General features: G+C 61.0%; 10 protein-coding genes. All 10 read right to left on the reverse strand.

Going from position 1 to position 10,708, the window contains the following annotated elements; all coding sequences use genetic code 11:
• Positions 1-264: 264 nt before the first annotated feature.
• Entirely contained in the window at positions 265-1,350 is a 1,086-nt protein-coding gene (locus tag AC1DVI_RS31360) for a Gfo/Idh/MocA family protein (protein ID WP_476961311.1), read from the reverse strand.
• A gap of 296 nt (positions 1,351-1,646) precedes the next feature.
• Positions 1,647-2,492 carry an SDR family NAD(P)-dependent oxidoreductase gene (locus AC1DVI_RS31365; RefSeq protein ID WP_476961312.1) on the reverse strand — a complete coding sequence of 282 codons (846 nt, stop codon included), beginning with the start codon at positions 2,490-2,492 and terminating at the stop codon, positions 1,647-1,649.
• 124 nt (positions 2,493-2,616) lie between these two features.
• Entirely contained in the window at positions 2,617-3,054 is a 438-nt protein-coding gene (locus AC1DVI_RS31370) for a DsrE family protein (RefSeq protein ID WP_476961313.1), read from the reverse strand.
• A 110-nt stretch (positions 3,055-3,164) separates the two neighbouring features.
• Complete coding sequence (locus tag AC1DVI_RS31375) at positions 3,165-4,130, reverse strand: MBL fold metallo-hydrolase (protein WP_476961314.1); 966 nt, start codon at positions 4,128-4,130, stop codon at positions 3,165-3,167.
• A 92-nt stretch (positions 4,131-4,222) separates the two neighbouring features.
• Positions 4,223-5,206 (reverse strand): alpha/beta fold hydrolase, encoded by a 984-nt coding sequence (locus AC1DVI_RS31380; RefSeq protein WP_476961315.1) that lies wholly within the window; start codon positions 5,204-5,206, stop codon positions 4,223-4,225.
• Positions 5,207-5,304: 98 nt separating this feature from the next.
• Positions 5,305-5,604, reverse strand: coding sequence for a tautomerase family protein (locus AC1DVI_RS31385; RefSeq protein ID WP_149272682.1), 300 nt, complete (start codon positions 5,602-5,604; stop codon positions 5,305-5,307).
• 38 nt (positions 5,605-5,642) lie between these two features.
• Positions 5,643-6,638 (reverse strand): zinc-dependent alcohol dehydrogenase family protein, encoded by a 996-nt coding sequence (locus AC1DVI_RS31390; RefSeq protein ID WP_476961316.1) that lies wholly within the window; start codon positions 6,636-6,638, stop codon positions 5,643-5,645.
• 152 nt (positions 6,639-6,790) lie between these two features.
• Positions 6,791-9,661: an ATP-binding protein gene (locus AC1DVI_RS31395; protein ID WP_476961317.1), complete on the reverse strand. Its 2,871-nt coding sequence runs from the start codon at positions 9,659-9,661 to the stop codon at positions 6,791-6,793.
• Between the two features lie 55 nt (positions 9,662-9,716).
• Positions 9,717-10,046: a hypothetical protein gene (locus AC1DVI_RS31400; RefSeq protein WP_476961318.1), complete on the reverse strand. Its 330-nt coding sequence runs from the start codon at positions 10,044-10,046 to the stop codon at positions 9,717-9,719.
• A 341-nt stretch (positions 10,047-10,387) separates the two neighbouring features.
• Positions 10,388-10,708 (reverse strand): 3-hydroxyacyl-CoA dehydrogenase family protein (locus AC1DVI_RS31405; protein WP_476961319.1); only part of this gene is annotated, 321 nt, incomplete at its 5' end.

Consider the following 10,708-nt stretch of genomic DNA (forward strand, 5'->3'; position numbering starts at 1 on the left):
CGCCGCGAAGACTTGGCGTCGCCTGCAGGGGGAAAACCAGTTGCCCAAGGTCATCCAGGGCGTCACATTCCGCGATGGCATCGAGGTCACGGAAACCGCGTCACAGAGCGCCGCCTGACCAGACCATCACCCACTTTCCCGCATAGCTCTCGACTCCCGTGCTCGCGACCTTAGCAATATCAAGGTTGCCGCTCAGGTCAGGGGTTGATGCTGCCAAGAACCTGTCGCATCCGGACAGCCGGAACTGTTCAAACGTCGTAGGCATCAGACATCGCGCGCCACCCCGCCACTTTGCTCTATCGCGTTGATCAGCCGATGCAGTTTGACGGCGTCTCCGAACGTTGGACTACGAAGGGTGCCGGACGTCATGTCGGACGCAATCAGTTCGTAGAGCTTCCTCACGTTGCCCGCCAGGACGTTGTCGTCGGCACTGAAGCCCTCGGGTACGGAGATCGGATGAAGGGTCTCGTCTGCTTGCGCGCCCATCAGCTTGAATCCGCCCAGACCTACGTAGCCGACCGGACTCGTAAGCAACAGATCGCCCCTGGTGCCGTTGATCTCGACATGGAAATTGGTTGCGCGCGACAGTCCGCCGCGGAAATGGCATGTCACGAGTCCGCCGGACGTGAGCCTGCCAGAGAAAGTTATTTGATCCGCGACGTCGAGCGGGACAACTTCCGTGCTTCCTGTAATCCTTATCGTCTGACGGCGACGAACCAATGTCCCCGACACGCTCAGGAAGTCTTCGCCGAGCGCGAACAGCAGGGCGTCGATTGTATGGGCGAACGGCACGTGCAGCATGCTCGCGCCCTTGGACGGGTCCAGGGTGTATCGAAAAGCCTCTTCGAGTTCCTCCCCCCACGTGATTCCTGAACCGATGACCGACGCCGAGAGCACCTCGCCGAGATAGCCCTGTTTTATCAGCTTGCGCATGTGCCGGAGGGTCGGGTTCGCGCGTGTTTGGAGGCCGATCATGGCCGAGACGCCTTTTTCGGCGGCAAGCGCGTTCATTGTCTCAGCGTCCCGAAGGTTCATACCAAGCGGCCATTCGGAAAACACCGACTTCCCTGCCTGGAGCGCTGCGGTCACGAGATGAAGGTGTTCCGGCACCCTCACGGTTACGACCACCAGGTCGACATCGGGATGGTTCACAAGCTCGTCGGTCGATGACACCGCGTGCTCGAAACCGAACTTCTCAGCCGACGCCCTCGCGGTTTCGATCCGGCTGTGGTTCAGGGCAGAAAGTCGGAACTGCGGCAAGTCCCTCAACGCAGGCACATGGGCGGTCGAGGCCCAACCACGGTCGGGGTGAACGCCGATGATGCCAACCCTGATCGGTGCATGGGTCATTGGGCGCGCTCCTTGACGTGATTTCCAGAATGACTTGGCGGAGTTCAAGCTTGGCGATCCGCCTCGGCCCATCCTTGAATTCCCGGGCTTCGTGGTGGTGCCCGAAGCTGTGCATGTTGGCCGGACGTGTGTCGTCGGTGGGCGGGAAGACGAGATGGTCCTCCATTGGCCGTGTCACGTTCATCCTGCTCTCGGACACTCGGTCCATTTCGGCGCTATGGTGCAGATGACGTCCTCGCATCGAACGCAGGTGATCTTGGGCGCCGAAACCGATGAAACCTACTTCCAGGATCGTGTCATTTGCATTCTCCCAAAAGTCCGAGGCCCATCTCCCAGAGCTTTTGAGCGTTGGCGCTGTCGAGCGCATATGCGGCCACGCCCTCCAATCTCGACTGGGGGCGACTCGGCACGACGGGAGCCTCGACGCAATTTTCGAAATAGCGTCCGTTCATTCCCTCGACCAACGGCGAAGCCGCGAGGAGCACCGATGTCGCCGCGCCTTCCTCAGAGGTCTTGCGAAGGTGCTCGGGCGTGCGGAGCCCGCCTGTGTGACGCTGGAGGTTGGTTGCGATGGCTCCCGGATTGAGCGCGTTCGACACGATCCCATCTTCGGCCCATCGATCTTTGATGCCCACCGACAGAAGGGTGCATGCCGTCTTCGACTGCGCATACGCGAGGAGCGGATCGTAGGGGATGAAGCGGAAGTGCGGGTCGTCCCAGAAAACCGGGCCGAACAGACTCCCACTTGAACTCACGGACACGACGCGTGCGCCCTGGGCTTGGGCGAGAGAGCGGCGGAGGCCGAGTGTTAGGGCGAAATGCCCCAGAAAGTTGGTCGCGAACTGCATCTCCCATCCTTGGGGAGAGCGCTGCAGATCCGGCAAGGCCATGATGCCCGCGTTGTTGATGAGCGCGTGGACGGGGCCTTCCCAGTTGTCGACGAAACGCCCGACTGATCGGAGGTCTGCGAGGTCCAGTTGACGGACCCGGACGTCGTGATTGGCGCTCCTGACCCGAATGTCCGCCGCAACGTCTTCAGCGGCTTCCGGACGGCGGGCGGCGATGACGACGGCGGCTCCGGCCGCGGCGAGTGCCGAGGTCGTCTCGATGCCGATACCGCTTGCACCACCCGTGACGATCATCGTCTTCCCCCGAAGGTCGACTCCTCTCAGGACTTCAGAAGCGGTCGAATGGAATCCGAATGGCGATTGGAGCATGGCAGCCTCGTTGGACGCTGATGTCGTAACGGGATCACGAAATCGATGGTTACTCCGTGATCTTGACGAAGCCCTGCTGCACGAGCTGGATCGTGCGAGCCATGGCATCGAGATTGATCTGTATGCGAGGGAGAAGATCGGCATTGCCCCAGCCGTTCACTTTCGCGGTCGCGCCGCAGAGTTCGACCTTGACGCCGACGTCAATCAGGTCGGCCACCAGCTTTTTGTATGGGTTGCCAGTGGCGATGTTGCGCGACGCATTGTAGGCTGCGTCGTTCAACGTGACGTGGCCCGCGTTTGTGTGGAAGACAACGATCACATCCGACGCCGCTTTCCAGTTTGTGATATCCGTGGTGATCAACTGAAGATGGAACAGCGCCGCAGGCAGGTCGCCTTCGAACTCAAGCCCCCCGATGCTGTGGACTGCCTTCACTTCCTTCAGTTCGACCGGAACATCGATGAACAGAGCGCTTTTTGTTTCTGACATTGCCGTCTCCTTAATCCGTTGGATTGTCGGCGGACCCGGGTTCTGGAGGCGCGGGAGGCCCGGGCGAGGAACGCGCCAGTATGGGATTGGTGGATGGCCGGTGGTTCCTGCTAGACGCCCGCATAGACAAGCCGGGTAAAGAAGCCTGGGTCGATGACGAAATTGCCCCACTTGGCATCAAAGGATGCCGTCGGCTTGGCCGCGACCGCTTCGTCCCGCGAGTGTCCCTGGCGCTTCAGCGCGGCGACGTTCTCGCGGATGGTGACGAGCATGTCGCGGAATTCCTGCAGTTCAGCGCGGTTGCTCACCGGATTTCCGTGGCCCGGAATGATGATCGTCTTGCTGGTCGACGCGGCCAAGTTGGCATCCGAGGCGGCGATCATCCCGTCGATGCTGCCGCCCGTCGAATAATCGATGAACGGATAGATCCCGTTCCAGTAGGTGTCGCCGACATGGAGAACGTCTGCCTCGCCGAACATCACTGAGATGTCGCCGTCGGTATGCGCCGGACCGTAGTGTTTCATGGCGAGCGACTGCCCGTTCAGCTTGAGCGAATGCTCTTTGGAAAAGACCTGCGTCGGCACGCCGCTGTGCTCCAGCGGAACGAAATTGTAATCCCAGTCCTCCACCCGCTGCACCTGCGACAGGTATTTTCGGGTGTTCTCATGCGCGATGATCTTGGCTCCACCCTCGCCGATCCAGGCGTTGCCGTCCGCGTGATCGAAATGCCAGTGGGTGTTGATGAGATGGGTCACGGGTTCGGATGACAGCGCGGAGAGCGCCTGCGTCATCTGGGGGCGGGAGACGCCGATGCCCGCGTCGATCATGACGAGGCCGTCCTTGCCGGCCAAGACCGCGACGTTGCCGCCGGAGCCTTCGAGGATGGTGATGTCGTTCCTCAGTTTGTGGGTGGCGATCACGGATTTGGCAGCGCTGTCCTTGATGAGGCTCACCAAGCCGCGCGCCTCGGCATAGGCCTCGCGTGGGCTCATCCAGCCTCCTGTGGCGGCGAAACTCGCCGCGCCCATGCAGCAAAGGCAAAATCCACGGCGAGAGAGCATGTGTTCGGATGTCATGACAGACCTTTCCGCAGCCGGAATCGGTGAGCCGACAGCTGTCAAATATGATTTGAAAGTTTGAGGGCAGGCGTCTCGGCCTGCCCGGGCCGTCACGATCTGATGAAGGCCAGAAGGTCGGCGTTGATCACGTCAGCGTGAGTGGTGAACATCCCGTGCGGATAACCGTCGTAGACCTTGAGCGTCCCGTTCTTGAGCAGCTTGACGGAGAGTTCGGCGGAATCCGCGATGGGCACCACTTGGTCGTCGCTGCCATGCATCACCAAGACCGGAACGTCGATGACCCGCAGGTCATCGGTAAAATCGGTCTCCGAGAAGACCTTGATGCACTCATAGTGCGCGTTCGCTCCGCCCATCATGCCCTGACGCCACCAATTGCGGACCGTGCCCTCGGAGATGACCGCGCCGGGGCGGTTAAAGCCGTAGAACGGGCCGCTCGCGATGTCGAGGTAGAGCTGCGCCCGGTTGGCTGCCAGAGCCGCGCGGTAGCCGTCGAAGACCTCGATGGGAAGTCCTCCGGGATTCGTTGCGGACTTGACCATCACGGGCGGAATGGCGGAGATGAGGACCGCTTTGGCGACCCGGCCTTTGCCATGCCGGGCGACATATCTGGTGACCTCTCCTCCGCCTGTCGAATGGCCGATGTGAATCGCATCGCGGAGGTCGAGCGCGGCGGCGAGCGCGGCGACGTCGGCCGCGTACGTGTCCATGTCGTTGCCGCCCGAGGTCTGGCTGGAGCGGCCGTGGCCCCTGCGGTCGTGGGCGATGACCCGGAAACCCTTTCCGATGAAGTACAGCATCTGGTTGTCCCAGTCGTCGCTGCTCAGCGGCCACCCATGGTGGAACACGATCGGCTGCCCGGCGCCCCAGTCTTTGTAGAAAATCTGGGCGCCGTCTTTCGTCTTGATGCTGCTCATGGTCTTATTCCCATCTGCACTGGTTGCGCTGGTTGAATTTGGCGACGCCGTGGTGGCCAAGGGCTCCAGGGGCCGCGTCGTGACGAGGACGGCGGCCGTGCCGATCAACACGTCCTGTCTGGTCGCGCCGGGTGTTGAAATCGCTTCTTTCGCATTCATGTCTCTTCCCTCCGTCGGGCGGACACGGTTCCACCGGCAGCCGCCGGGCTTAAGTCAGACCGCGCGCTTTGGCCGCCCTGCCGGAGAGTGCGAGGTGGTCAGCCCAAGACTGGAGCCGCCGCCGCCCACTCCTTCCGCGTTGTGGGCGTGCCGTCGATCATTTCGACGACGTCTTTGGATTTCGAAAGCGTCGTCATCAGCGACTTCGGACCCTCGAACGGCCTGCCGCCGATATGCCAGCCGTCGGTATGAAGTTCCTCGATGAGGACCCATACCACCTCGCGAAAGGCCTCCGAGCCCTCGAACTTCACCATGACATCGGTCAAAGCCTTGGCCATGGCGTGCTTCTCTTCCGGCGTGAACACGCCGTCGACCAGTTTCACGTTGACGAATGGCATGACATTTTCCCTTTCTTGAGGGGAGCGAGGGTGCTGCTCTATTCGGCGACGTCGATAACGATCTTGCCGTTGGCAGTGCGCTTTTCGATTTCGCCGTACGCTTCCGCGACAGTCTCGAAACTGAAGCGGCGGGGGTCGACGAGAGGGGTGATCTTCCCGGCCTCGGCAAGCCGCTTGGCCTCTCGCAGGATCGCACCGTGATGGGCTCGGCCTTCGCCGGTCAGCATCGGCAACAGCGTGAAGACACCCGAATAGCTCGCGGCGCGGAACGACAGGGGAGCAAGTGAATGCGTGCCCCATCCGAGGCAGCTCACCACATGGCCAAAACGCCGGACAACGTTGAACGCGGTGTCAAGCGCGACACCGCCCACCGTGTCATAGACAATATCGAAACCTTGGCCGCTGGTGTGATCGCCAACATACTCCTGAGGAGTTGTCTGCTCACGGTCGATTGCCGTTGCGCCGAGACGCTCGATGGTGTCCCCCTTCGCAGCTTTGTCGACCGCAAAGACCTCGGCTCCAAAAGCCGAAGCGATCTGGATCGCCATCTCCCCGACCCCACCAGCACCCAGAACAAGCACCTTTTGGCGGGCTTGAACCTGGGCCCGGTCGACCAAACCTTCCCAAGCCGTGATGAAAACAAGGGGGAGCGCGGCCGCCTCGCGCATGGTGAGATTGGATGGCTTCGGCGCGAGAAGATCGGCATCAACCGTAGCAAACTGCGCCAGCGAGCCTTGATGGCCGCCCACACCTCCGGCCAATCCATACACGTCATCTCCGACGGTAAACCGGCTCTCGCCGGCACCGACGGCCTCGATGGTCCCGGCAAGGTCCATTCCCAGAATGGCGGGAAAAGGATGTTTTGCGTGCGCCGCGTTGCCGCTTCGAATCTTGAGATCCAGCGGGTTGACGCTGCTCGCCTTGATCCGAACCAAGACTTCGCCGGCCAGGGGCTGTGGGCGAGCGATGCTGGCCCGAGTGAAGGGTGCGTTGGGCCCACGCAGGACGAGCGCATCCATTACAGCGGTGGTCATGTTCGATCCCCCTCAGCCGTGCTTCTGTCGTTCGTTGCCGAATGATCGGCACGCAGAGACGATGACCGAAGCAGCCGAAGAGCATCCAGTGAATCGTCGTGAATTCCCGTGCGTCACGTTAAGAGACGATGAAGCGAAATTTCAGCCGATTGTTATGAAAATTCGGCGAGAAGTGCCTTCGCAACTCTCAGATCGGCCGTCTCAAAGCCTTCAGTGAAACGGCGGTATACCTTCAGCAAAGAGCGGTGCGCCTTCGCAACCTCCCCACGTTCACGCAGCAAACGGGACATGCTCATGCTCGTTCGAAGTTCCCACGACAACGCATCCTGCTGCCGTGCGAATTTGACGGACTGTAGAAAACACTGCTCGGCCAAGCCGGAACCAGTGCCGTCTTGCAGCAGGATCTCACCTTTCACGCGCAAGAGTTCCGCAACGCACCAAAGCTCTTCTTTCTCCTCGCTCTGCCGAATGGCGGCGTCGACAAGGGCGAATCCTTCCGCCCTCTGTCCTGTGGACGCCAAACCTTCAGCCAGATACCCAAGGAACCGGACGTTGTAGAGCGTGAACAATCTTCCCTTTTGAAGATCGTCCAGCGCCGTGCGCAGAAGTGGGATGCCTCGATTCCCATGACCCTGCTTGATCAGAAGCGCGCCTTTCCAGCAGCGACCAAACACTTCCCAGGGTCCGAGTGCGTTCGTGGCCGCCAAGTCGATCATGGTTGTGATTGCGAGGTCCGCGGCCGCCATATCGCCAACGTGAACCCAGACAGGACAAGCCCATCGCGCCAGTGCCTCGCACAGCGAAATCGCATGGCCCGATGCGCGGGCGGCGTCGACAGCATTCTTCGCGGCCTGGACCGCTTGATCCGGGAAGCCCTGTATCCAAAGGAGTTGGGCAGGCTGAACGCGGGCGGTCACTGATTGCCCAAACCGGAAGCGAACCGCACTGGTTGAGATGGCTTCCGGAGCGGAAACATCGTGAGCAAGCATGCGATCCGCGTGGGTGCGAGCGCCCTTGCAATCTCCCATGCAAAAGAGCGTCATGCTCATCATGCGATCGCCAATGAAGCGATCGAGCCCATTGTCCGCCAGTTTCATGAATTGCTGCGCGACGCCAAGTGCGTTCCGGTACTCACCCATCCCGACCCGGCAAAGCCACAGACCCCAGAGCGCTTCCGATTGAGCGTCGACATCGTGGAGATCCTCGGCCATTTCCAGGGCTTTGGCGAATGCGGCCGGCGCTTGCAGCGCAAACCCCACCTTGAAAGCTTGTGACAGGCCAAGGGCTCTGTAGAGCTGCATGACCTGACGGGCCTGCGCATCTCGTTCTGGTCCCGGGCCGATGCTCAGCAACGCGCGTTTAACGCATTTCAGACATTCGTCGACCGCTGAGAGCTGATACCACAGTGGGATGGCGGCCACGGTTACGGCAAGTCCGACCGCAGGATCGCCCTTGGGTGAGTAGGCCCAATCCAGCACCACGCGCACGTTGTTGATATGGCGGCTGTACCGCGCCAGCCACTCGTCAGCGGGAAACAATTCGATTTCACCGTGCGAGTGTTCGAGAACACGACACAGATGGTTGGCCAGACGCAGTATGATGCCATTGAATTCGCCGCGTTGCGAAAGTTTGGCCAACGCGTAGGCGCGGGTTGTGTCGAGCAGTCGGTACTGTGCGATCTTCTGGTGAACGTCGACAACGACAAGAGACTTCGAGATCAGATTGGACAGATGAAGAGGAAGATCGGTGTCGATATCACTGTCCCCAGTCATGACGGCGACAATGGCCTCCAGCGTAAACTCACCCGCGAACACGCCCAGACGGCGCAGAAGCGTCTGCTCCGGGGCCGACAGCGCTTCGTAACTCCAATCGATCGTGGCCTCCAGGGTTTGATGCCTGGGAAGAGCGGTGCGTCTGCCGCCGGCGAGCAGCCGGAAACGATCGTTCAGAAGTTTTGCCACGCCGCGCGTGCCAAAGGCCCCAACCCGTCCCGCCGCCAATTCGATGGCCAAGGGGATGCCATCGAGTTGGCGGCAGATATCGGCAACGAGAGGCGCCTCACCGTCGTCAAATTCAAATCCGCTGCCGCGGGAAATCGCGTGATCAACGAAGAGTTGGACCGCCGGAGAGGTCAGGGCCTCCCCGGCGGTCAATCCGGCCGACATCGGAGGCAGGTCCAGTGGCGCCAGCCGATAGACGCTCTCGCCCTCCGCCCGCAAGCCTTCACGGCTCGTCGCGAGAATATGGATCTCCGATGTCTGTCGGAGCAGCGCTTCCGCCAGCCGCGCCGTCGCGTCGACAACCAACTCGCAGCTGTCGAAAACAAGCAGCATCCGCCGCTCACGCAGATGCGCGATGACGCCGGCAAGAGGGTCTTTGGAACTGTCGGCTAGGCCGAGTGCGGCGGCCAGCACGCCTGAAACGAGTTGGTCGTTCGCCAGCGGGGCCAGATCGAGAAAGCACACGCCGTGCTTATACGAGGGCAGAAGTTGTTCAGCGGCGGCAACACCGAGTGTGGTCTTGCCAATACCGCCTGGTCCCACGATGGTTGTAAGGCGATATCGTTGAAAGCGGCCTCGCACGGCCTTGATGGCCTCTTCCCGCCCGATTGGCGATCTCAGAAGCCGTGGAAGGTTGGTCTGGGCGCTCGCCGCCCCGGTTCCGTCTGCGACGACAGAGGATGAGATCGGCGCCACGAAGCGGTATCCGCGACCCGGAACGGCCACGATGAAATGGGCTGCTCCCCCGGAGTCGCCAAGAGCCTTGCGAAGCAAAGCGATCTGCGCCCTGAGATTCGACTCTTCGACGATGGTGTTCGGCCACGCGCGCGTGACCAGCTCGTCCTTCGTGACCAGCTCCCCAGCCCGATCGGCTAAAGCAATCAAAATGTCGAGTGCACGTGAACCCAGAGCGACCGGCTTGTTGTCCTTGAACAGGAGATGCCGGTCTGGATGAAGGCGAAAAGCACCGAACGTGATCACAGGTCCGGCAGCAGCCTCCGTTCGGATTGGGGTCTCAACCATGATGCGAACCTCGCTTCGGTTAGCAAGAATGCGCCATGACGCTGTTGCACTGAGGTCACGAGAGCTGATGCCGACAGTGCGGCGTACCCAATCCTTGGAGGCCGACGAGGTCAAGCATGCGGTTCTGGAACAGGACGGCGCTATCAATCTCAGACTGCTGGCGGTCGTTGGTGTGGAACCCGGAAGACCCGATGACGTGTTTGTAGCGGCTGAAGCAGGCCTCCACTAGCGTGCGCAGGTGGTAGCCGAACATCGCTTGCCACACCATGCGACCGCCTGCGGCAACAGTCGCCGGATGCCTGGACCCCGCCGGGCGGTGCGTCGCCACCGCCCCTTGGCAGGATGAGCACCAACTCAGCGTCTGGGTGGCGTTGTACATCGCCACAGGGATTGTTCCTCTCCAGACGCCTGTAGCGCATCGCCCCCAGGCCGTTGGCGCATGACATCTGCAAACAGCTTCTCAGACCCCAAAATTGGCCGATGTCGACGTCAGTCTCGATGTGCCCGCCGATCTTGTTCATCCGTTGATCTGTATGAGCCTCCTTTCTGCGTCGATGTGCTGGATTGTTGCAAAGATGCTTGTGCCATCATTCGATATGCTTCGACCGAGTCAGTGTTCTTGGCTATGATCGCGCTTCCTTCAGCGTCGGATATTGCCAAACAGTCTTCAAATGTTAGCATTTTTACGCCCTTCTAAAAAGAATGTTAGAGGATTTTACATGTCTGTCAGCGGGTCGGGACCGGCGGGTTCTTGGAGTAGTCGTAGAAGCCACGGCCGACCTTGCGGCCGACCCAACCGGCCTCGACATACTTCACCAGCAGCGGGCAGGGGCGGTACTTGCTGTCGGCCAGACCCTCGTAGAGGACCTGCATGACCGCCAGGCAGGTGTCCAGACCGATGAAGTCCGCCAGCTCCAGCGGGCCCATCGGGTGGTTGGCGCCCAGCTTCAGCGCCGTGTCGATGGCGTGGACGCCACCCACGCCCTCATAGAGGGTATAGACCGCCTCGTTGATCATCGGCAGCAGGATGCGGTTGACGATGAAGGC

The organism is Azospirillum sp. P4_B5 (genome assembly GCF_056402275.1).